Here is a 20,099-nt window from a genome sequence, read left to right as displayed (position 1 = left end):
ATCTGACGAGAACCTCTGACGGGGCGAACGTCGCCTTTGGGGCACCAGGTCCAGCACCGGCCGCGCGGGTCACCGGCCCAGGTACTTCGGCCTCTCCTTGTTCACGAAGGCCTGCACGGCGATCGCGTGGTCCTCGGACTGCCCGGCCCGGGTCTGCAGCTCGTCCTCCTTCTCCAGGGTCTCGAAGAGGGAGTGGGTGAGGCCGTAGGCCACCGCCTCCTTGATCGCCGCGTACGCCACCGTCGGGCCCTCGGCCAGTGCCCGCGCCGTCTTCTCGGCCTCGGCGCGCACCTCGGCCGCGGGCACCACCCGGTTGGCGATGCCCAGCTCCAGCGCTTCCTGAGCGCTGATGCTGCGCGGGAAGAGGAGCAGATCGGCGGCGCGGCTCGGGCCGATCACCCGGGGCAGGGTCCAGGAGATGCCGGAGTCGGCGGTCAGGGCGACGCCGGCGAAGGAGGTGTTGAAGGCGGCCGTGTCGGCGACCACCCGGTGGTCCGCGGCGAGGGCGAAGCCGAAACCCGCCCCGGCCGCCACCCCGTTCACCGCGGCGACCACCGGCTTGGGCGCCCCGGCGAGAGCCTTCACGATCGGGTTGTAGTGCTCCTTGACCGTGCTCATCGTCTGCCCGGACCCGGTCTCCCGGTCCGCCGCGAGCAGCCCGATGTGCTCCTTGAGGTCCTGCCCGACGCAGAACGCCCGGTCCCCGGCCGCGGTCAGCAGGATCGCCCGTACGGCTGTGTCCCCGGCCGCGGATTCCGCCGCCTCCCGGAGGGCGACCTTGGTCGCGATGTTCAGTGCGTTCATCGCCTCGGGGCGGTTCAGCGTGATCGTCGCGAGTCCGTCGCTCACCTCGTAGAGCACGGTGTCGGCCATGGGACATCCCCTCCGGTTCGCGGGTGACGTACCGCTTGGTACGTCCGTGTACGAAGGACAGCATGGCGGAGATCGCCGCCAGCGCGGCGGAGCGGACGTGTGACCTGCGTCAAAGAAAAGCGGAGCGGAGCCGGCGGGCGGATCTCCGTGCGAGGGCGCAGTATCGCAGCCACATCCCCGAATTGGGTGGTTTTGCTCGCGCGCGTTGCCCAAGCGATGCCGACCGATGTTGGTCATCGGGTCCTGCGATGCGGGATAATGGCTGGGAAGCAATGTGTTCGATGCCGGTGTCGCGTGTCCGTTTCGGAACCGCGGGTGCCCTCGGAGGGCTCCCGGCAGACGATGAGCTGGTTTCAGGAAGGGGAACGAGCATGGCGGCCATGAAGCCGCGGACGGGCGACGGCCCGCTCGAGGTGACCAAGGAGGGGCGGGGCATCGTCATGCGCGTTCCGCTCGAAGGCGGCGGTCGACTCGTCGTCGAGCTGACCCCTGACGAGGCCGAGGCGCTCGGCGACGCCCTCAAGAAGGTCGTCGTCTGACGTCCCAGCGATCTTGTCCTTCCGGCTGCCCCGGTACCGTACGCGGTGCCGGGGCAGCCGTGCTCCGGGCCCCCGCGGCCGTCCGTTCACCGCTTGACGGCACACAGCAGTCCGTCGCCCACCGGCAGCAGCGACGGCACCAGTTCCTGGCTCTCACGCACCGCGCGCAGCAGCTCCCGCAGCCGCAGCACCTCCGTCGGCTGTGGTCCCGAGTCCACCGTACGGCCGCCTGCGAAGACCCCCTCGAAGACCACGAGGCCCCCCTGCCGGAGCAGGCGCAACGATTCAGCTAGGTAGTCCAGGTACTCCAGCCGGTCACCGTCGCAGAAGACGAGGTCGTAGCCGGCGTCCGCGAGCCGGGGCAGCACCTCCAGGGCGTGGCCCGGGATGAAGCGCGCCCGGTTGCTGGCGAAACCGCAGGCGCGGAAGGCCTGCCGGGCGAACTGCTGGTGCTCCGGCTCCGGGTCGACCGTGGTGAGCACCCCGTCCGGGCGCATCCCGTGCAGCAGATGGATTCCGGACACCCCGCAGCCCGTGCCGATCTCCGCGACCGCCTTCGCGTCCACGGAGGCGGCGAGCAGTCGCAGCGCGGCGCCCGTGCCGGGCGACACCGAGCGCAGCCCTGCCTCGCGGGCCCGGTCGCGGGCCCACCGCAGCGCGTCGTCCTCGGCGACAAAGGCGTCGGCGAACGCCCAGCTCGTCTGCCGGTTGCCGGTAATGACCCTCTCCTGTCCCCGTGGTTGCCTGGGCGTGACTGTATCCGCTGGCGTCGGGAACCCGCAGATGGGACCGGGCGTTTAAAGGGGTGTGAGGGTGGCCCGGGACACGAGGGGTGGAGGACGGGGGTGCACGAGGTGGATCAGGACACCGACCAACTGCCGGCGCAGTCGTATCAGCGCGTATCAAATTCTCGTAAAACCGCTTATCCGGAGCTAACGGGCGAGGTGGCTATGGTAGGGGCTCCACTGGACACCACCAGAGCCGACAGGGGAGGTGCGGCTGCGCCCGGGGATCGGGGAGGAGTGCTGCGGCGCTTCCTCGGGTCGGCGGGCAGGCCGAAATCCGTGACCGACACCGCTGCCGACCACCACGCCGGCTTCGCCGCGGGCGAGGCCCAGACCGCGACCTTCTCCACCGACGCGGACGGGCAGGCGTGGACTCCGCCCACGTGGGAGGAGATCGTCAGCACGCACAGCGGCCGGGTGTACCGACTGGCCTACCGCCTGACGGGCAACCAGCACGACGCCGAGGACCTCACCCAGGAGGTCTTCGTCCGCGTCTTCCGCTCCCTGTCGACCTACTCGCCCGGCACCTTCGAGGGCTGGCTGCACCGCATCACCACCAACCTTTTCCTGGACATGGTCCGGCGCAAGCAGCGCATCCGCTTCGACGCCCTCGGCGAGGACGCGGCCGAGCGCCTGGCCAGCCGCGAGCCCACCCCGCACCAGGTCTTCAGCGACGCCCACTTCGACGCCGACGTCCAGCAGGCGCTGGACACCCTGGCGCCCGAGTTCCGCGCCGCCGTCGTGCTGTGCGACATCGAGGGGCTGTCCTACGAGGAGATCGCCGCGACGCTCGGCGTGAAGCTCGGCACCGTCCGCTCCCGTATCCATCGTGGCCGGTCCCAGCTCCGCAAGGCCCTTGCGCACCGTTCCCCGCAGGCACGCGCGGCCGAGCGGCGCTCCTTCCTGACCCGGGTCCCCGCTCTGGGAGGAGGGGGCGCGACCGCGTGAGTGGATCCCGGCCCGAACCTGCGGAGGCGCGCCTCGCAGAGCAGCACCTGGGAGACCGGCTCTCCGCCCTGGTGGACGGAGAGCTCGGTCATGAGTCGCGTGAGCGGGTCCTCGCCCACCTGGCCACCTGTGCCCGGTGCAAGGCGGAGGCGGACGCCCAGCGCCGACTGAAGAACGTGTTCGCGGAAGCGGCGCCGCCGCCTCCCTCGGCGAGCCTCCTGGCCCGCCTCCAGGGCCTGCCCGGAGGAGGTGACCCGGACGGCGACGGCATGTCGCCGCCGGGGGGACTCTTCGGTGGCTCCGGTGACGGCGAGACCGCCGGGGGAGCCTCCGACGCCCTCGGGGTCTTCCCAGTGAGGCGCGGCGAGCGCTTCGCGTTCGGCTACGTCCCCGCGCGCCCGCACGGCGCCCGCCCGGGCGCCCGGGTCCCGGCGCTTCCCGCCGCCGGGGAGCGCGGCTTCCGCATCCACCCCGTCGGCCGCCCGGACGACGGCCGCTCGGCCTCGCGCGGTCTGCGGTTCGCGGTCGCGGCGGCCGGCGCGGTGTCGCTGGCCGCGGTGGCCCTCGGCGGTGTGACCACGGCCCTTCCCGGTGACACCGGCGTGGACGCCCGCGGCGGCTCGGGCACCGGCAGCAATGTGATCCCGGCGCGCTCGGCCGGCACCGGCGGGGGCGCGGGCTCCGGAGCGGCCGTGCCGGAGACCCAGCAGCGCCGCCGGTCGCCGGGACCGCTGCTCGCCCAGGGCGGCGCCCGGCGCGGCGCGCCGACGGCCGCCCCCACCTCGATGTCCGCACCGCTGGTACCCGGCCTTCCGGCCCTGGGCACCGACCGGTCCCTCAGCGACGGTCTGCGGAGCCTGAACGCGCCGATGACGGCCGGTGCGGCCGCCGTCTCCCCGCTGATACGTCCGCTCGACAACACCGTGGTCTATCCACTCACCGCGTGGTCGACGATCCCCGGAGCGACCGGCTCCGGCCTGCTGCCCGTTTCCGCTCCCGACACCCCCACCCCCACCGCCGCGCCCGTACCGTCCCCCTCCGCACCGCGTCGTACCCCCTGACCGGCCCCTACGCCACGGCCCGCGAACCTGGTTGAATCCTGTGCGTTCCCGCGGCGACGCCCCGGGAACGCAGTCGACGTTCCGCGCGCCCGCCTCGGCGGAGGCCGCGTCCAGCCGTGGGGAGACCATGAACGAGGCCGACCGCGTCCCTCCGGGCCGCCACGACCCGGAGAACCCGCCGCCGACGTCCCCGGCGGTCCCCGGGAAGGCCGCCGAGCAGGACGAGCCGGCGGGCGGCGCCGGGGCGGCCGGTGTGACGCCGGGGGGCGCTGCCCCGGGCGGTGAGCCGGCCGGGGCGGACAGGGCGGGCTCGGGGGACGCCGGCGACGGGGACTTCGAACTGCCCGCGCCGGGTGCGACGGGCGGGGCGGGTGCGGCCGACGTCTCGTCCGAGCCCGGGGACGGTGCCTGGACGGCTCCCACCGGGCGGCCGAAGCCGTTGCACGACCCCGACCCCCACAGCACCCCGCCGTACGGCGAGCCGGGCCCCTGGGCACCCGCACCGCCCGTCCAGCACCCGGCGTCGCGGAGCACGCCCCTGCTGCCCGCGCCCACGGCCCCCTCGGGCACCGCGCCCGGGCCCCACGGTCCCGCACCGGGGGTTCCGGCACACGCCACCACGCCGATGCCGACTCCCGGCGTTCCGGCCCCCGAGGCAGCGGCTCACGGCGACACCCCGATGCCGGGTCCCGACGCATCGGCCCCGGGCGCCTCAGCCGTCGGCGTTCCGGTTCCCGAGGCACCCGCCCCGTGTGTCCCGGCTTCCACCCCCCTCACCTCCCCGCCGTCCCACCACGCACCGGCGACGGGAGAGCGGCGCTACGACCCCTGGGCCGTCGCCGCGGCCAGGGAGCGGGGTTCGGCGATGGGGCCGCTTCAGCAGAGCGGGGCCCGGGTGCCGACGGAGCAGCAGCGCAAGCGGCGGGGGAAGCGGCTGCTTGTGGCGTGGAGCCTGATGGTCGCCGTCGTCTGCGGCGGGATCGGCGGGATCGCCGGGGCCTGGGTCGAGCGCACGCGGCCCGGCGGTGAGGTGCTGCTGCCGCGGCCGGGACGCGTGCCCGCGGGGCGGGCGCCGGACAGCGTGGCCGGGATAGCCGCGCGTGCGCTGCCCAGCGTCGTCACCCTGCACGTCAGCGGCACCGACCAGTCGGACACCGGCACCGGCTTCGTGCTCGACACCCAGGGCCACATCCTCACCAACAACCACGTCATCGCGCCCGCCGGATCGACGAGCGGCGTCGTCTCGGTGACGTTCACCACCGGTGACACCGTCAAGGCGGAGATCGTCGGACGCGACAGCGGTTACGACCTCGCCGTCGTCCAGGTGCGCGGCGTGCAGGGGCTCACCCCGCTGCCCCTCGGCAACTCCGACGACGTCCGGGTGGGCGACCCCGTCGTCGCCATCGGCTCCCCCTTCGATCTCACCAACACCGTCACCTCCGGCATCATCAGCGCCAAGGAACGGCCCATCACGGCCGGCGGGGAGAAGGGCGACGGCAGCGACGTGTCGTACGTCGACGCGTTGCAGACCGACGCCCCCATCAACCCGGGCAACTCCGGCGGTCCGCTCCTCGACTCCCGGGCCCAGGTGATCGGCATCAACTCGGCCATCCGCTCCGCCGACGGCGCCACCGACCCGCAGAGCGGCCAGGCCGGCTCCATCGGACTCGGCTTCGCCATCCCCGTCAACCAGGCCAAGCGCGTCGCCGAGGAGCTGATCGACGAGGGCCATGCCACCCACCCCGTGATCGGCGTCACGCTCGACATGTCGTACACCGGCGACGGCGCCCGTATCGACAGCCGGAGCGCGGGCGGCGGCCCCGCCGTGACCAAGGGCGGCCCCGGCGACCGGGCCGGGCTCGAGGCGGGCGACGTCATCACCGAGGTCGACGGACAGCCCGTGCACACGGCCGAGGAGCTGATCGTGAAGATCCGCGCCCACCGGCCCGGTGACCGGCTACGGCTGACGGTCCGACGCGACGGCACCGACCGGGAGATCCGGCTCCGGCTGGGCGCGGCGGTACAGAACTGACGCACGTCTCATCACGGGACGGTACCGGTCGGACAGGAACGCCGGGTACCGTTGAGCGACCGAGGACATCGCAAGGAGCGTCAGGTGTTCAATGACATAGGGCCAATGGAGCTGCTGACGATCATCGTCATCGCCGTGCTCGTGTTCGGCCCCGACAAGCTCCCCAAGGTCATCCAGGACGTGATGCGGACGATCCGGAAGATCCGCGAGTTCTCGGAGAGCGCCAAGCAGGACATCCGCAGCGAACTGGGTCCGGAGTTCAAGGACTTCGAGTTCGAGGACCTCAACCCGAAGACGTTCATCCGCAAGCACCTGGACGGCGACGAGCTGGGTCTCAAGGAGATCCGCAACGGCTTCGACCTGAAGAAGGAGATGGCCGAGGTCACGGACGCGGTCAGGAGCTACGACACCGACGTCCCGGCGTCGTCCGCCTCCTCCTCGTCGTCCGCTTCACCCGCCGCGCGCGTCGACATGACCAAGAAGCCCGAGGAGCCCGGACAGGACGAGCCCCCGCCCTTCGACGCGGAGGCCACCTAGAGGGTTTCGTCTGGATCGGGCCGGGTCCGCGACGCCCGGCACGGCACCTCGCCGTGTTGTCGGACCACGCGAGGACGCCCAGGCCGCGGGTGATCCTCCGCCTTGCGATGCACCGCACCGTACGCCGCGGCCTCTCCGACCTGATCCGAACGAAACCCCTGGTGCCCCGGCAGGCACGTTTGCCCGTGAAGGAGCGGCGTCCGGTGCGTGCCGGGCGTCGCGACGGGGCGAACGTCGCCTGTTGAGGCACTGGCCAGCCGGCACCAGGGGGCCGACACGCGCACGGGAGCGTACGCCGTGCACGTGACGCGTTTCATAGCGCGCGCCCCTCGCACAAGGCCTGAACAGGCCGTTCGCGCGACCCACGCATCCAGCGCCTGCCCTGCGCCTCTCACCGGTGTGGATATGCTGCCGAGTTGTTGTGCGGACCGGACGAGTACGCCCGAAGGGGGGCGGGCCACCGCTGGTCCGACGAGAGCGAGGAGGCGTCCGGGCAGATGGAGACGACGAGTCGGGTGGGCGCACAGGCGCCGGCCGCGGAGGGTGCGCAGCAGTTCCCCTCCGCCCGGCGTACGGTCGACGGTTATCTGCAGGCTCCCTTTCCGTGGTACGGCCTCGACGAGGCGTTCACCGGACCGCGCTGGCTGATGCAGGTCGGCACGACGGCCGACGGCGCCGTCGAGCACGGATCGATCGGTCACGGAGACGAGCCCTCGGTCCTGGGCGAGGCCGTCGCCGCCGGTGAGCCGCGGGAGAAGTTCGCGGTGGTCGTCACCGTCGCCGCGCAGCCGTCCCGCAGGAGCGCCGACGGCACGGGGCTGCTGGAGGCCACGTCGGTGTCCTCGGCGGCCTGGCTGGCCGGGGTGGGGCTGCTGTCGTTCACCTGGCCCGGGCAGATGGACCACAGCCTGCGGGACGACTGGCTGGAGCAGCAGACGGAGACGGCGTGGGCGTTGGCCGACGATCTCGAGGGGCCGGAGTGGAGTCGGCTCTCGCTGCCGGTGGACGGGGTGGCGTCCTCCTTCCACTACCGGGAGTCCGAGTTCGGGTGGGTGCTCGCCGGTACGACCGGGGCGGGAGTCCACCTGGGGGCGTACGGGCGCGGGATGAGCGCGTACGGCCTCGGGTTCGCCGTGGTGAAGGACGTCTCCGCCTACGCGTGAGAAAGGGGCGCCGATTGCTTTCGGCGCCCCTTCGTCGTGCGGCTCTGCGGCTCAGAACTTGTTCTTCGGGGTGATCCCCAGCGACAGGCCCGACAGGCCCCGCTGCCGTCCCCCCAGCTTCCCGGCGATCGCCTTGAGGGCGCTGCCCGCCGGGGACTCCGGGTCGGTCAGGACCACCGGCTTGCCCTCGTCACCGCCCTCGCGGAGGCGGACGTCGATCGGGATGCTGCCGAGGACCGGGACCGTCGTACCGGTCGTACGGGTCAGACCGTCGGCGACCAACTGGCCGCCGCCCGTGCCGAAGACGTCGACCATCTCGCCGCAGTGCGGGCAGGGCAGGCCGGACATGTTCTCGACCACGCCGACGATCTTCTGGTGGGTCTGCACGGCGATGGAGCCGGCGCGCTCGGCCACCTCGGCCGCCGCCTGCTGCGGGGTCGTCACGACCAGGATCTCGGCGTTCGGGATCAGCTGGGCGACGGAGATCGCGATGTCACCGGTTCCGGGCGGGAGGTCGAGCAGGAGGACGTCCAGGTCGCCCCAGTAGACGTCCGCGAGGAACTGCTGCAGGGCGCGGTGGAGCATCGGGCCGCGCCAGACGACCGGGGCGTTGCCCGGGGTGAACATGCCGATGGAGATGACCTTCACGCCGTTCGCGGACGGCGGCATGATCATGTTCTCGACCTGGGTGGGGCGGCCGTCTGCGCCCAGCATGCGCGGCACCGAGTGGCCGTAGATGTCGGCGTCCACGACACCGACCTTCAGGCCGTCGGCCGCCATCGCCGCCGCCAGGTTCACCGTCACCGAGGACTTGCCGACGCCGCCCTTGCCGGAGGCGACCGCGTAGACCCGGGTCAGGTTGCCGGGCCTGGCGAAGGGGACCTCGCGCTCGGCCTGGCCGCCGCGCAGGGCCGCGGCCAGCTCCTTGCGCTGCTCGTCGCTCATCACGTCGAGAGTGACCTCGACGCGGGTGACGCCCTCGACGCGGGAGACCGCTTCGGTGACGCGCTGGGTGATGGTGTCGCGCATGGGGCAGCCGGAGACCGTCAGGTACACGGTGACCGCGACCGCGCCGTCATCCCCGATCTCCACCGATTTGACCATCCCCAGTTCGGTGATGGGTCGGTTGATCTCGGGGTCGTTCACCGTCGCCAGTGCCTCGCGCACCGCGTCTTCCGTAGCCATGAGAACGATGGTACGGCGCGCCGAGGGGCGTCCGGGATGCCCCTCAGCGGTCGTCTGTGTCACGTCCCGTCGGCCGTTCCGACCGTTCTGCCGGGAATACGACATGCCCGGGATGCCCGTCGTGCCCGCGCCGCCCGTCCAGCTCCTTGACCAGGTCCTGGAGCTCGGAGCGGATCCAGTCGCGGGTCGCGACCTCGCCGAGGCCGATGCGCAGGGCGGCGATCTCCCGGGTGAGGTACTCGGTGTCGGCGATGGACCGTTCGTTCTGCTTGCGGTCCTGCTCCAGATTGACCCGGTCGCGGTCGTCCTGCCGGTTCTGCGCGAGCAGGATCAGCGGCGCGGCGTAGGAGGCCTGGAGGGAGAGCACCAGCGTCAGGAAGATGAACGGGTAGGGGTCGAACCGCAGTTGGCTGGGCGCGGTGATGTTCCACGTCAGCCACACGAAGATGACGACCGTCATCCAGACGATGAAGCGCCCCGTGCCCAGGAAGCGGGCGATGCGCTCCGACAGCCGCCCGAACGCCTCCGGGTCCCACTCGGGCAGCACCCTGCGGCGCGGCGGGCGCGGCTGGTCCAGCCGGGGCGCACGGGGCCGGGTGGCGGCCGTGGCCCCCACCGGGTGGCGTTCACGGGTCGCGGCGTCACGCTCAGGAGCCATGGCTGCCCACCCCCTCGCTGTTCTCGTCGTCCAGGTGGAACTCCGTCTCCCGCCAGTCCTCGGGGAGCATGTGGTCCAGGACGTCGTCCACGGTGACCGCGCCGAGCAGCGCTCCGGACTCGTCCACCACGGGCGCGGCGACCATGTCGTACGTGGCGAAGAACCCGGCGATGAGGCGCAGCGCCGCGTCCGGGTACAGCGGCTGCAGGTCGGTGTCGACGATGGAGCTGACCAGCGAGTACGGAGGCTCGCGCAGCAGCCGCTGGAAGTGGACCGTGCCCAGGTACTTGCCGGTCGGCGTCTCGTCCGGCGGCCGGCAGACGTAGACCTGGGCGGCGAGCGCGGGGGACAGGTCGGCGTTGCGGACCCGGGCCAGGGCGTCGGCGACGGTGGCGTCCGGGCGCAGCACGATCGGCTCGGTGGTCATCAGACCGCCGGCCGTGTGCTCCTCGTACGACATCAGGCGGCGCATGTCGGCCGCGTCGGCGGGCTGCATCAGGCTCAGCAGCCGCTCCTTGTCCTCCTCGGGCAGCTCGCCGAGCAGGTCGGCCGCGTCGTCGGGGTCCATGGCCTCCAGGACGTCCGCCGCGCGCTCCTCCTTCAGCTTGCCGAGGATCTCGATCTGGTCGTCCTCCGGCAGCTCCTCGAGCACGTCGGCCAGGCGGTCGTCGTCCAGCGCGGCGGCCACCTCGGCGCGCCGCTTGGGGGAGAGGTGGTGCAGGACGTTGGCGAGGTCGGCGGGGCGCAGCTGCTCGAAGGTGGCGAGCAGGCTCTCGGCGCCCTGTCCGTGCTCCTCCAGGGAGAAGCCGGTGACGGCCGACCACTCGGCGGTCAGCGTCTCGCCCTTGGCGCGCCGGAAGGCCCCGCCCCTCTTTCCCTTGCGGACGAAGACCCGGTCGACCTCCCAGTCGCGGCGGGCGGGCAGCTGCTGCACGGACACGTCGAGGACGGTGACCTCCTCGCCGGTCTCCACCAGCGTCACCCGCCGGTCCAGCAGCTCGCCGAAGACCAGCCGCTCGGTGGGCCGCTGCTCGAAGCGCCGGACGTTCATCACTCCGGTGGTGATGACCTGTCCGGACTCGATGCCGGTGACCCGGGTCATGGGCAGGAAGATGCGGCGCCGGGTCGCCAGTTCGACGACCAGCCCGAGCAGTCGTGGTGGCCTGCGGCCGACGCGCAGCATCACGACCAGGTCGCGCACACGGCCCACCTGGTCGCCGTTCGGGTCGAAGACGGGGACCCCGGCGAGGTGCGAGACGAAGATCCGGGGGGCGCCGGCTGCCATGGCTGTGCTTCCTCTGCTGACGTGGCCTGGGAATCGCCCAGTGTTCGGGTGTTCCGCTCTCTTTGTAAATTGATCGGTGAATTGCTCGGATTTGCCTGCTCGGGTGCGCTTCAGGCTAGCCCGTACCGGTCGGATACGCCCTGGTGGCGGGTCCGGACGGACTCGCTCCGCCGGGCGGCCGAGGCCCCGGTACGCTGCGGTCCACCGCTCAGGAACCGGCAGAAAGGCGACCTCACCTGTGACTGCGACTCCCCAGGGCCGTATCCGCCGGGCCGCGCTGGTGGCCGCGATCTGCGTCGGCGCCGTGACGGGCGCGTCGGTGCTCACCGGGTGCGGCGGCGAGGATCCGGACGCGGGGACGAACGGAGTGGGCAAGCTGCCCCCCGACCGGATCCAGGCGAGGACGCGGGCCGCGGCGTCGGCGGCGTCCGCGGTACGGCTGTCCGGCACGGTCGTGACCAGCGGCCGTACGTACACGCTGGACATGCGGCTCAAGGACGACGGCGGCACCGGGTCGGTGACGTCGAGGGGGGCGACCTTCAAGCTGCTCCGGGTCGGCAGGCAGCTGTTCCTGAAGGCCGACGCGGACTTCTGGCACGAGGCCGGCGGCAAGGACGGCGGTGACGGCGCGGCCGGCAAGCTGGACGGCAAGTACGTCAAGGTGCCGCAGGGTGACCCCGCGTACAAGAAGTTCAGCGGCTTCACGGACAAGGACGTCCTCCTCGACGGGCTGCTCACACTGCACGGTCCACTGGCGACCGACGGGCACCACGACGACGCGGGTACCCGCACCATTCGCATCACCGGCGACAAGGGCTCCGGGGGCAGCCTCGACGTCTCCCTGGAGGGCACCCCCTATCCCCTCCGCCTGGTCCGCGCGGGCGGGGCGGGCACTCTCAGCTTCGCCGACTGGGGCAAGGACTTCGCCGTGACCGAGCCCGCGAAGGGCGAGACCGTCGATTACGGCAAGCAGCTGCCGACGTCGTGAGCACCGGCCACGCCGGTCCGCCGCGAGGGTGATCGGCAACGACGGCGAGAACCGTGATCGGCTCCCGGCGCTACCGCCTCTTGCGGCGCTTCGCCAGGAGCTTCGGCAGTCCCGCGGGCACCGGCCGTCGCGTCGTCGCCACAGTCGCGACCGGCCGCTCGGCCAGGCTGCCGTCGGGCAACGGCAGCACGGACCCGGCCGGGGCCAGACGCAGCACCCGGCACTCGCGGGCCCAGCGGGCCGGCATCTCCTCGCCGTCGTGGGCGTTCAGGCGCTTGCCCTTCAGCTCGGCGACGGCGGCCTGCCACCGCTCCGAGCCCGGGGCCAGCTCGGACACGGTCGCCGGGAACGTCACCAGCCGGCCGCCCTTGTCCTTGCTGCGCACGGTGACCTCCGCGGCGCCGCCGTCGACCAGCCCCTCGAGCGGCTGCTCACCGGGCCCGTCGCCGACCAGGCACACCGCGCCCTCGTGCCACACGTGCCACAGCGCACGCGCGGCGGAGGTACCCGCGCCCCTGACCCAGACGAGGCCGGACTTCTTCGAGGCCTCCTCGACAAGGGCCCGGTCGAGCAGCTCACGTGTCATGGGCCCAGCCTATACAGCGCCCGGTCACAGCCAGCCGTTGCGCTTGAGCACCCGGTGGATGCCCACGCACATGGCGACCGTGACCCCCAGGACCAGCGGGTAACCGTACTTCCAGTGCAGTTCCGGCATGTGGTCGAAGTTCATGCCGTACACACCGGTCACCATCGTCGGCACGGCGATGATCGCGGCCCAGGCGGTGATCTTGCGCATGTCCTCGTTCTGCGCGACGGACGCCTGCGCCAGGTTCGCCTGGAGGATGGAGTTGAGGAGTTCGTCGAAGCCGAGCACCTGCTCCTGGACCCGGGCGAGGTGGTCGGCGACGTCCCGGAAGTACTTCTGGATGTCCGGGTCGATCAGTCGCATCGGCCGCTCGCTCAGCAGCTGCATGGGCCGCAGCAGCGGCGCCACCGCGCGCTTGAACTCCAGCACCTCGCGCTTGAGCTGGTAGATCCGCGCCGAGTCCACACCGCGGGACACCCCGCCGCGGCCCGGCGAGAAGACCTCGGTCTCGACCTCGTCGATGTCGTCCTGCACGGCGTCGGCGACCGCGATGTAGCCGTCCACGACATGGTCGGCGATGGCGTGCAGCACGGCTGAGGGGCCCTTGGCGAGCAGCTCTGCGTCGTCCTGCAGCCGGTGCCGGAGCGCCCGGAGCGAGCCCTTGCCGCCGTGCCGGACGGTGATGAAGAAGTTCCGGCCGGTGAAGCACATGACCTCGCCGGTCTCGACGACCTCGCTGTTGGCGGTGAGCCGGTCGTGCTCGACGTAGTGGATGGTCTTGAAGACGGTGAAGAGCGAGTCGTCGTAGCGCTCCAGCTTGGGCCGCTGGTGGGCCTGCACCGCGTCCTCCACCGCCAGTGGGTGCAGCCCGAACTCGGCCGCGATACCCGCGAATTCGGCCTCGGTCGGCTCGTGCAGGCCGATCCACACGAAGCCGCCGTCGCGCCTGACGCGCCGCATCGCCTCGTGCGGGCCGAGCGGCCCCTCGCTCGTCACCCGCCGGCCGTCGCGGTAGACGGCGCAGTCCACGACGGCCGAGGACGTGGCGGGGTCGCGGGTGGTGTCGTACGGCGACGCGCCGCTGTCCTTGCGCAGCGAGACGCGGGACGGACGGACCACGGCGCGCAGGTCGCGGATCATCGACATGGGCAGGCTCCTTCGCGACAGGCAGCGAAAGACCGTCGGCGACGGATGGAACCACCCGGAATGGGGACGTCCTGACTGCGGGATGTTTGGCACGTCCACAAAGCGGGGAGCACCGCACCGTCGCGGTGGCGACTTCGCTACTGATGCAGAACTGAGGCGATCCGGCGGAACGGACGACCGGACGGATCGGGCAAAGCGATGGAAGTGCTCTTCCGAAGGGCGACGCGCACGGAAAGGCCGCAGCAGCCAGCCAGAAACCAGCCAGTGACTACATCAGCGGGCGGAAGAGCGAGTGGTACTGCACGGTCGACTTCGATCCATGACAGCCCCACCTCCTCCGGCCGGTCCCTCGTAAGGGAGTCTCAGGTGCCGGGACTTGACGGCATGCTCGGCATGCTGTCCCGAACCACCTGCTCAGCGTAGCAGCCGCCCGAAGTGTCAAGGCGCCGCTTTGCCCGCTGCTGACGAGTTCTATGCTCACCGCATGGTTGATGTTCTTCCTCTGGTCGAGGCACGGTTGACGACCGCGCTGGGCGCCCCGGACGCGCGCGCCGCCGTCACCTTCCTCGGCACGGACCGCGTCGAGGTGCTCCGGTTCCAGGAGGGGGACGTCCTCAGGTACGCCACCCTCGGCATGTCCGCGCACCCCATGACCGACCCCACGGCGATGCTCGCAGACCCGGTCAAGGGCCCCCGCGCCGAGTTGGTCCTCTCCGTGCGCGCGGGCCGCGCCGACACCGACAAGGTGCTGCGCCCGCTCGCGGTGCTGGCCGCGTCGCCGCAGGTGGAGGGGCTGATCGTGACTCCGGGCGCCTCCCTGGACGTCGGCGAGACGTTGTGGCCCGGCGCTCCCTTCACCTCGGTCCTCGTGGGCGAACCCGGCGGCCTGGTGGAGGATCTGGAGCTGGACGAGCCGATGGAGCCCGTACGGTTCCTGCCGCTGCTGCCGATGACCCCCAACGAGGCCGCCTGGAAGCGGGTGCACGGCGCCCAGGCCCTCCAGGAGCGCTGGCTGAGCCACGGGACGGACCTGCGCGACCCGGTCCGTCGGTCCGTCCCGCTCGACTGATCCGGCAGTGACCGATCTCACCAACGCAAGGTGTTGACCGGTCAGTTGGCGAAGACGGCGACCGAGTCCTCGGTGGCGTGCGCCGTCGCGTGCTCGGCCACCTCCTGGGTGAGGGCCCGGCGCCGCACGACCACCACGAGCGCGCCCAGCAGCGCGGTGACCGCCGCCATCAGGAACGGGACGTGGATGTCGCTCCACTCCTCGATCTTCGGCGCGAGACAGGGAGCGGCGGCGGCCGCGAACCAGCGGACGAAGTTGTAGCCCGCGCTGGCCACCGGGCGCGGGGCGTCCGACACGCCGAGGGCCAGCTCGGTGTAGACGGTGTTGTTGACGCCGATGAAGGCGCCGGACAGAACCGTGCAGACGATCGCGGTGGCGTGGTCGCCGTACCCGAGGGTCAGGACGTCGGCGGCGAGCAGCGCCAGTGAGGCGCCGAGCACCTTCAGCGAGCCGAACCGCTCCTGCATGCGCGGCGCCACGATCACGGAGAACACCGCGAGCAGCACTCCCCAGCCGAAGAACACCGCGCCTGAGCGGTACGGGGTCATGTCCAGCACGAACGGCGTGAACGCCAGCACTGTGAAGAACGTGTAGTTGTAGAAGAACGCCGAGACCGCGGCCGAGGCGAGGCCGCCGTGGCCGAGCGCCCTGACCGGGTCCAGCACCGAGGTCTTCCGGGCCGGCTTCGGCTGCTCCTTCAGGAACGCCGTGATGCACAGGAAGCCGATCGCCATGAGCGTGGCCGTGCCGAAGAAGGGGTAGCGCCAGCTCATGTTGCCGAGGACCGCGCCGAGCAGCGGGCCGCAGGCCATGCCGAGGCCGAGCGCGGACTCGTAGAGCAGGATCGCCGCCGCACTGCCTCCGGCCGCCGCGCCGACGATCACCGCGAGCGCGGTCGAGACGAACAGCGCGTTGCCGAGCCCCCAGCCCGCCCGGAAGCCGACCAACTGGCCGACGCTGCCCGAGGTGCCGGCGAGACCCGCGAAGACGACGACGAACGCGAGGCCGAGCAGCAGCGTCCTGCGGCCCCCGATGCGGCTGGAGACGAAGCCGGTCAGCAGCATCGCGACCGCGGTGATCAGGAAGTACGAGGTGAAGAGCAGGGACACCTGGCTGGGCGTGGCGTGCAGGCCCTGGGCGATGGACGGCAGGATCGGATCGACCAGGCCGATGCCCATGAAAGCGACGACGGAGGCGCCGGCCGTGGCCCAGACAGCCTTGGGCTGTCGCAGGAGGTCCATGTTTTCTCCAACAAGTTAGATCAGCTAATAAGTGTAAACTACATCCACTGGGGGGCCGAAGGTGCGTTCCCTCCGGACGGGTGATCGTCCTTGACGTGGGGGGGCCGGGGTAGGACCGTGGAGCCCTATGAGGGGCGAACCCAGTTGCCCGCGGTGCGGTGGCCGGGTCAGGGCGCCCGGTCTCTTCGTCGATGCGTGGCAGTGCGATGTGCACGGCACGGTGTATCCGCTGCAGCCCGTGATCCCGCCCAGTGTCGAGGCCCTCGCAGCCGTGGTGCATCGCACGCACGTTCCGTTGTGGATGCCCTGGCCGCTGCCGGTCGGCTGGCTCTTCACCGGCGTGGCCTACGCGGGCGACGACCGCAGCGGCGGCCGCGCGACCGCCGTCGCCTGCTCCGGACCCGGCCCGCTCGGCGGTCCGGGCGAACTCATCCTGGTCGCCGAGGAGCTCGGTGTCGGCCTCGGCGCCCGGTACGCGGGCATCGACGGCCCGGACCCGGGGTCGTACATGAACGTGGAGAAGCCGCCCCAGGCCAAAGTGCTGGCCGCAGGTCGCCCGACCCCGCTCTGGCACGTCTACCGCACCCCCGACGACCGCGCGGTGTTCGCCGGTGAGGCGCTCGGCATGTGGCTGTGGGCGGTGATCTGGCCGGAGCGGGCCGGGGTGCTCATGTACGACGAGCTGGTGCTGACGGATCTGCGGGACGCGGGGGCGGAGATAGACCTGGTTCCGTGCGGAGCGTTGTCGCCCCGTTTGCTTCGGCCGTAGGGCCTGTGGGGCTGCCGGGTCGCCGTCGCGGGCGGGTACGGGTCCGCAGATGGCTTGCTCGCGCGGTCACCGCGTCCCTCAGGCCGACCGGTAAAGGGCCCTCCAGGGTTGCGGGTGTGACAGTCGGACTTCGAAACCCCGCTATCCTTGGGTGTCCCCTTCCGTCCGTCGTCGCCTGGAGTCTGCGTGCGTATCGACCTGCACTGTCACTCCACGGCCTCCGACGGTACGGACACCCCGGCTGAGCTGGTGCGCAAGGCCCGCGCCGCCGGGCTGGACGTCGTCGCGCTGACCGATCACGACACCACGCGCGGGTACGCCGAGGCGATCGCCGCGCTGCCCGAGGGGCTGACGCTGGTCACCGGCGCCGAGCTGTCCTGCCGCATCGACGGTGTCTCGATGCACATGCTGGCCTACCTCTTCGACCCCGCGGAGCCCGCTCTGCTCGCCGAGCGCGAGCTGGTGCGGGACGACCGGGTGCCGCGGGCCCAGGGCATGGTCGCGAAGCTGAACGCGCTGGGCGTGCCGGTCACCTGGGAGCAGGTCGAGCGGATCGCGGCCGGCGGTTCCGTGGGGCGCCCCCATGTCGCCACCGCGCTGGTCGAGCGGGGCGTCGTACCGACGGTGAGCGACGCGTTCACCGAGCAGTGGCTGGCGGACGGCGGCCGGGCCTACGTGGAGAAGCACGAGACCGACCCCTTCGAGGCGATCCGGCTGGTCAAGAACGCGGGCGGGGTCTGTGTGTTCGCGCACCCGGCCGCCGCCAGGCGCGGGCGTACGGTTCCCGAGGCGCGGATCGTGGAGATGGCCGAGGCCGGCCTGGACGGCATCGAGGTCGACCACATGGACCACGACGCCGGCGCCCGCGACCGGCTGCGCGGCCTGGCGAAGGACCTGGACCTGCTGGTGACGGGCTCCTCGGACTACCACGGCAGCCGCAAGGACATCGCGCTCGGCGCGTACACGACCGACCCCGAGGTGTACGGGGAGATCACTCGGCGAGCGACCGGGGCGTTCCCCGTCCCCGGCACGGGCGGAGCCTGAGGCCCTCGGTGGCCCGCCCGCGCCCCTAGTCCATCCTTTTCAGCAAGGCCAGTACTTCCCCCATGTTCGACATCGCCGTCTTCGGCTCCCTGTTTCTGACCCTTTTTGTCATCATGGATCCCCCTGGGATCACCCCGATCTTCCTCGCCCTCACCGCCGGCCGCCCGGCCAAGGTGCAGAAGCGGATGGCCTTCCAGGCCGTGTGTGTCGCGGGTGGGGTCATCGCCACGTTCGGTGTCCTCGGGCACCAGATCCTCAACTACTTGCACGTCTCCGTCCCCGCGTTGATGATCGCGGGCGGTCTGCTGCTCCTGCTGATCGCGCTGGACCTGCTCACCGGCAAGACCGACGAGCCGAAGCAGACCAAGGACGTGAACGTGGCGCTCGTGCCCCTGGGCATGCCGCTGCTGGCCGGACCGGGTGCGATCGTGTCCGTGATCCTTGCCGTGCAGAAGGCGGACAGCGTGGCCACGCAGATGTCGGTGTGGTCCGCGATCCTCGCGATCCACGTCGTGCTGTGGCTCGTGATGCGTTACTCGTTGCTGATCATCAGGGTCATCAAGGACGGCGGCGTGGTGCTGGTGACGCGGCTCGCGGGCATGATGCTCTCCGCGATCGCCGTCCAGCAGATCATCAACGGGATCACTCAGGTGATCCGGGGGAGCTGAGCGCGTCGTCCCGGCTCCCCCGGAAAGCTTGAGTGCGACGTCCCCGTTACGAGGCCGGGGTCTCGGCCGGGCGGATCCACAGGCGCTGCCCGATGGCGGCGGCCTGCTGAACGATCCGGTTGACGGAGGCGGCGTCCACGACGGTGCTGTCCACGGTGGTGCCGTCGACCTCGTCGAGTCGCATGATCTCGAAGCGCACAGGCTTCTCCCTTCGTCTGGTCATCCTCCTGAGGAGAACTACTCGGTGGACCGGGGCTGTCCCCGGTCTCGTAGGAGTCAACGTGCTGCTTGTTACAAACATTCCCTACGCTAAATAAATTTTTCGAACGCCTAATTACTGACCGGTAAGCAGGCGGCACGGGACCGAACGGGAGCGGTTGTGTTCATAGCGTGACCGCCGGGACAATGGAGACGATGAACGACGACCTGGCCGCCCTGGGCGCCCGCATCGACCGCACGAACGAGCTGCTGGAACGCATGCTCGCCGAGGTGGCGAAGACGCCCTCGACCCACGCGATCTTCGTCGACGCGGGGTATCTGTACGCGGCCGCCGGCCGGCTTGTCGCGGGCACCGAGGACCGCCGGGCCTTCGACCTCGACGCCGAGGGACTGATCGACGCGCTCATCGACCGGGCCCGCCAGGTCTTCGCGGACAGCCGCCTGCTGCGGGTCTACTGGTACGACGGCGCCCGCCGCCGCATCCACACCGCCGAGCAGCAGAGCATCGCCGAGCTCCCCGACGTCAAGGTCCGCCTCGGCAACCTCAACGCGAACAACCAGCAGAAGGGCGTCGATTCGCTGATCCGCAGCGACCTCGAATCGCTGGCGCGGCACCGCGCGATCAGCGACGCGGCCCTGCTCGGCGGCGACGAGGACCTGGTCTCGGCGGTCGAGGCCGCGCAGGGCTACGGCGCCCGGGTCCACCTGTGGGGCATCGAGGCACCCGAGGGCCGCAACCAGGCCGAGCCACTGCTCTGGGAGGTCGACAGCCAGCGCACCCTCGATCTCGAGTTCTTCAAGCCGTACGTCTCCCGCCGCACGGCCGCCGCCTACGACGCCACCAGCGGCACCCGTCCCACCCGTGAGGACGTCCGCTTCGTCGGCGCCCAGATCGCCGCGAAGTGGCTGGTCTCCCGGGGGCGCGAGACCCTGGTCGAACTGCTCCCCGGCCATCCCTACCTGCCCGGCTCGGTCGACCAGGACCTGCTGGTCGAGGCCGAGGGCCTGCTCCAGTACTCCCTGCGCGGCCAGGCGGACCTGCGCCGCGCGCTCAGGGACGGCTTCTGGGAGCATCTGCAGACGCAGTACTAGCCATAGCTAGGGACCGTCTGACCTTCGGGTCGTTGCCGGAAAGGCGGTCGCGCGGCGTCAGGTGCGTGCTCTCGGCGTGCCGGCTCCAGGCTCTCGTACCGGAGGTACTCGGGCCTGGGGCCGGTGCGGCGAGTGGGGGCACCTCCCACGCCTTGAGGCAGTGGGGGAGCGTGCAGGGCGTCGCGCGGCAGACGGGAATGGCCGGACAGGT

21 protein-coding genes are annotated in these 20,099 nt (G+C 71.5%); 12 read left to right on the top strand and 9 right to left on the bottom strand.

Features of this window, described 5'->3' with window-relative positions:
- Positions 1-69: 69 nt before the first annotated feature.
- Positions 70-873, bottom strand: a complete 804-nt coding sequence (gene chcB / locus AC5WRT_RS24045; RefSeq protein WP_496100593.1) for a 2-cyclohexenylcarbonyl CoA isomerase — start codon at positions 871-873, stop codon at positions 70-72.
- A gap of 371 nt (positions 874-1,244) precedes the next feature.
- On the opposite strand from chcB, the gene AC5WRT_RS24040 reads away from it, so the two are divergent.
- Positions 1,245-1,412: a DUF3117 domain-containing protein gene (locus AC5WRT_RS24040; RefSeq protein WP_018544333.1), complete on the top strand. Its 168-nt coding sequence runs from the start codon at positions 1,245-1,247 to the stop codon at positions 1,410-1,412.
- Between the two features lie 86 nt (positions 1,413-1,498).
- Here AC5WRT_RS24040 and AC5WRT_RS24035 read toward each other — a convergent pair whose 3' ends face one another.
- Complete coding sequence (locus AC5WRT_RS24035) at positions 1,499-2,197, bottom strand: O-methyltransferase (RefSeq protein ID WP_496095927.1); 699 nt, start codon at positions 2,195-2,197, stop codon at positions 1,499-1,501.
- Positions 2,198-2,434: 237 nt separating this feature from the next.
- On the opposite strand from AC5WRT_RS24035, the gene sigE reads away from it, so the two are divergent.
- The 5 genes from sigE (at position 2,435) to AC5WRT_RS24010 (ending at position 7,938) form a co-directional block, all read left to right on the top strand.
- Positions 2,435-3,145, top strand: a complete 711-nt coding sequence (gene sigE, locus AC5WRT_RS24030) for an RNA polymerase sigma factor SigE (protein ID WP_496095840.1) — start codon at positions 2,435-2,437, stop codon at positions 3,143-3,145.
- A complete protein-coding gene (locus AC5WRT_RS24025; protein WP_496095839.1) occupies positions 3,142-4,206 on the top strand; it encodes a zf-HC2 domain-containing protein in 1,065 nt (354 codons plus the stop codon). The genes sigE and AC5WRT_RS24025 overlap by 4 nt, the downstream gene beginning before the upstream one ends.
- A 127-nt stretch (positions 4,207-4,333) precedes the next feature.
- A complete protein-coding gene (locus AC5WRT_RS24020) occupies positions 4,334-6,238 on the top strand; it encodes a S1C family serine protease (RefSeq protein WP_496100592.1) in 1,905 nt (634 codons plus the stop codon).
- 84 nt (positions 6,239-6,322) lie between these two features.
- Positions 6,323-6,775 carry a sec-independent translocase gene (locus AC5WRT_RS24015; protein WP_496100591.1) on the top strand — a complete coding sequence of 151 codons (453 nt, stop codon included), beginning with the start codon at positions 6,323-6,325 and terminating at the stop codon, positions 6,773-6,775.
- A 497-nt stretch (positions 6,776-7,272) separates the two neighbouring features.
- Positions 7,273-7,938 (top strand): hypothetical protein, encoded by a 666-nt coding sequence (locus AC5WRT_RS24010; protein WP_496095836.1) that lies wholly within the window; start codon positions 7,273-7,275, stop codon positions 7,936-7,938.
- 51 nt (positions 7,939-7,989) lie between these two features.
- On the opposite strand, the gene AC5WRT_RS24005 is transcribed toward AC5WRT_RS24010, so the two are convergent.
- Genes AC5WRT_RS24005 through AC5WRT_RS23995 form a run of 3 tightly spaced genes read right to left on the bottom strand, consistent with a single transcriptional unit; the run spans position 7,990 to position 11,066 of the window.
- Positions 7,990-9,123, bottom strand: a complete 1,134-nt coding sequence (locus AC5WRT_RS24005; protein ID WP_496095835.1) for an Mrp/NBP35 family ATP-binding protein — start codon at positions 9,121-9,123, stop codon at positions 7,990-7,992.
- Between the two features lie 43 nt (positions 9,124-9,166).
- The gene (locus AC5WRT_RS24000; protein WP_496095834.1) at positions 9,167-9,781 is read right to left on the bottom strand and encodes a DUF1003 domain-containing protein; all 615 of its coding nucleotides are present in this window, start codon (positions 9,779-9,781) and stop codon (positions 9,167-9,169) included.
- Positions 9,771-11,066 (bottom strand): magnesium transporter MgtE N-terminal domain-containing protein, encoded by a 1,296-nt coding sequence (locus AC5WRT_RS23995; protein ID WP_496095833.1) that lies wholly within the window; start codon positions 11,064-11,066, stop codon positions 9,771-9,773. Before AC5WRT_RS23995 ends, AC5WRT_RS24000 begins: the two co-directional genes overlap by 11 nt.
- Before the next feature lie 238 nt (positions 11,067-11,304).
- Between AC5WRT_RS23995 and AC5WRT_RS23990 the strand changes: the two genes are divergently transcribed.
- Positions 11,305-12,054, top strand: coding sequence for a hypothetical protein (locus AC5WRT_RS23990; protein ID WP_496095832.1), 750 nt, complete (start codon positions 11,305-11,307; stop codon positions 12,052-12,054).
- Between the two features lie 70 nt (positions 12,055-12,124).
- Here the strand turns inward: AC5WRT_RS23990 and AC5WRT_RS23985 are convergent, their stop codons facing one another.
- Positions 12,125-12,640 carry a hypothetical protein gene (locus AC5WRT_RS23985; protein WP_496095831.1) on the bottom strand — a complete coding sequence of 172 codons (516 nt, stop codon included), beginning with the start codon at positions 12,638-12,640 and terminating at the stop codon, positions 12,125-12,127.
- Positions 12,641-12,664: 24 nt separating this feature from the next.
- A complete protein-coding gene (locus AC5WRT_RS23980; protein WP_496095830.1) occupies positions 12,665-13,786 on the bottom strand; it encodes a magnesium and cobalt transport protein CorA in 1,122 nt (373 codons plus the stop codon).
- A gap of 484 nt (positions 13,787-14,270) precedes the next feature.
- Between AC5WRT_RS23980 and AC5WRT_RS23975 the strand changes: the two genes are divergently transcribed.
- Positions 14,271-14,855: a suppressor of fused domain protein gene (locus AC5WRT_RS23975; RefSeq protein WP_496095829.1), complete on the top strand. Its 585-nt coding sequence runs from the start codon at positions 14,271-14,273 to the stop codon at positions 14,853-14,855.
- A 41-nt stretch (positions 14,856-14,896) separates the two neighbouring features.
- Here the strand turns inward: AC5WRT_RS23975 and AC5WRT_RS23970 are convergent, their stop codons facing one another.
- A complete protein-coding gene (locus AC5WRT_RS23970) occupies positions 14,897-16,096 on the bottom strand; it encodes an MFS transporter (protein ID WP_496100590.1) in 1,200 nt (399 codons plus the stop codon).
- A gap of 127 nt (positions 16,097-16,223) precedes the next feature.
- Between AC5WRT_RS23970 and AC5WRT_RS23965 the strand changes: the two genes are divergently transcribed.
- The 3 genes from AC5WRT_RS23965 (at position 16,224) to AC5WRT_RS23955 (ending at position 18,577) form a co-directional block, all read left to right on the top strand.
- Entirely contained in the window at positions 16,224-16,865 is a 642-nt protein-coding gene (locus AC5WRT_RS23965; RefSeq protein WP_496095827.1) for a DUF6758 family protein, read from the top strand.
- A gap of 186 nt (positions 16,866-17,051) precedes the next feature.
- Positions 17,052-17,909 (top strand): PHP domain-containing protein, encoded by an 858-nt coding sequence (locus AC5WRT_RS23960; RefSeq protein ID WP_496100589.1) that lies wholly within the window; start codon positions 17,052-17,054, stop codon positions 17,907-17,909.
- A gap of 62 nt (positions 17,910-17,971) precedes the next feature.
- Entirely contained in the window at positions 17,972-18,577 is a 606-nt protein-coding gene (locus tag AC5WRT_RS23955) for a MarC family protein (RefSeq protein ID WP_496095825.1), read from the top strand.
- A gap of 46 nt (positions 18,578-18,623) precedes the next feature.
- Here AC5WRT_RS23955 and AC5WRT_RS23950 read toward each other — a convergent pair whose 3' ends face one another.
- Entirely contained in the window at positions 18,624-18,776 is a 153-nt protein-coding gene (locus AC5WRT_RS23950) for a DUF8834 family protein (RefSeq protein WP_330337947.1), read from the bottom strand.
- 206 nt (positions 18,777-18,982) lie between these two features.
- On the opposite strand from AC5WRT_RS23950, the gene AC5WRT_RS23945 reads away from it, so the two are divergent.
- Positions 18,983-19,888 (top strand): NYN domain-containing protein, encoded by a 906-nt coding sequence (locus tag AC5WRT_RS23945; RefSeq protein ID WP_496095926.1) that lies wholly within the window; start codon positions 18,983-18,985, stop codon positions 19,886-19,888.
- Positions 19,889-20,099: the final 211 nt, after the last annotated feature.

The organism is Streptomyces sp. NTD91, assembly GCF_059510455.1.
The sequence above is the reverse complement of the archived record's forward strand: the minus strand, read 5'-3'. Positions and strand labels throughout refer to the sequence as shown.

What these genes read in the sequence shown, in the direction of transcription:
- chcB (WP_496100593.1), bottom strand. Translation starts at nt 873, where the DNA reads ATGGCCGACACCGTGCTCTACGAGGTGAGCGACGGACTCGCGACGATC.
- AC5WRT_RS24040 (WP_018544333.1), top strand. Translation starts at nt 1,245, where the DNA reads ATGGCGGCCATGAAGCCGCGGACGGGCGACGGCCCGCTCGAGGTGACC.
- AC5WRT_RS24020 (WP_496100592.1), top strand. Translation starts at nt 4,334, where the DNA reads ATGAACGAGGCCGACCGCGTCCCTCCGGGCCGCCACGACCCGGAGAAC.
- AC5WRT_RS24010 (WP_496095836.1), top strand. Translation starts at nt 7,273, where the DNA reads ATGGAGACGACGAGTCGGGTGGGCGCACAGGCGCCGGCCGCGGAGGGT.
- AC5WRT_RS24005 (WP_496095835.1), bottom strand. Translation starts at nt 9,123, where the DNA reads ATGGCTACGGAAGACGCGGTGCGCGAGGCACTGGCGACGGTGAACGAC.
- AC5WRT_RS24000 (WP_496095834.1), bottom strand. Translation starts at nt 9,781, where the DNA reads ATGGCTCCTGAGCGTGACGCCGCGACCCGTGAACGCCACCCGGTGGGG.
- AC5WRT_RS23995 (WP_496095833.1), bottom strand. Translation starts at nt 11,066, where the DNA reads ATGGCAGCCGGCGCCCCCCGGATCTTCGTCTCGCACCTCGCCGGGGTC.
- AC5WRT_RS23985 (WP_496095831.1), bottom strand. Translation starts at nt 12,640, where the DNA reads ATGACACGTGAGCTGCTCGACCGGGCCCTTGTCGAGGAGGCCTCGAAG.
- AC5WRT_RS23980 (WP_496095830.1), bottom strand. Translation starts at nt 13,786, where the DNA reads ATGTCGATGATCCGCGACCTGCGCGCCGTGGTCCGTCCGTCCCGCGTC.
- AC5WRT_RS23975 (WP_496095829.1), top strand. Translation starts at nt 14,271, where the DNA reads ATGGTTGATGTTCTTCCTCTGGTCGAGGCACGGTTGACGACCGCGCTG.
- AC5WRT_RS23970 (WP_496100590.1), bottom strand. Translation starts at nt 16,096, where the DNA reads ATGGACCTCCTGCGACAGCCCAAGGCTGTCTGGGCCACGGCCGGCGCC.
- AC5WRT_RS23965 (WP_496095827.1), top strand. Translation starts at nt 16,224, where the DNA reads ATGAGGGGCGAACCCAGTTGCCCGCGGTGCGGTGGCCGGGTCAGGGCG.
- AC5WRT_RS23955 (WP_496095825.1), top strand. Translation starts at nt 17,972, where the DNA reads ATGTTCGACATCGCCGTCTTCGGCTCCCTGTTTCTGACCCTTTTTGTC.
- AC5WRT_RS23945 (WP_496095926.1), top strand. Translation starts at nt 18,983, where the DNA reads ATGGAGACGATGAACGACGACCTGGCCGCCCTGGGCGCCCGCATCGAC.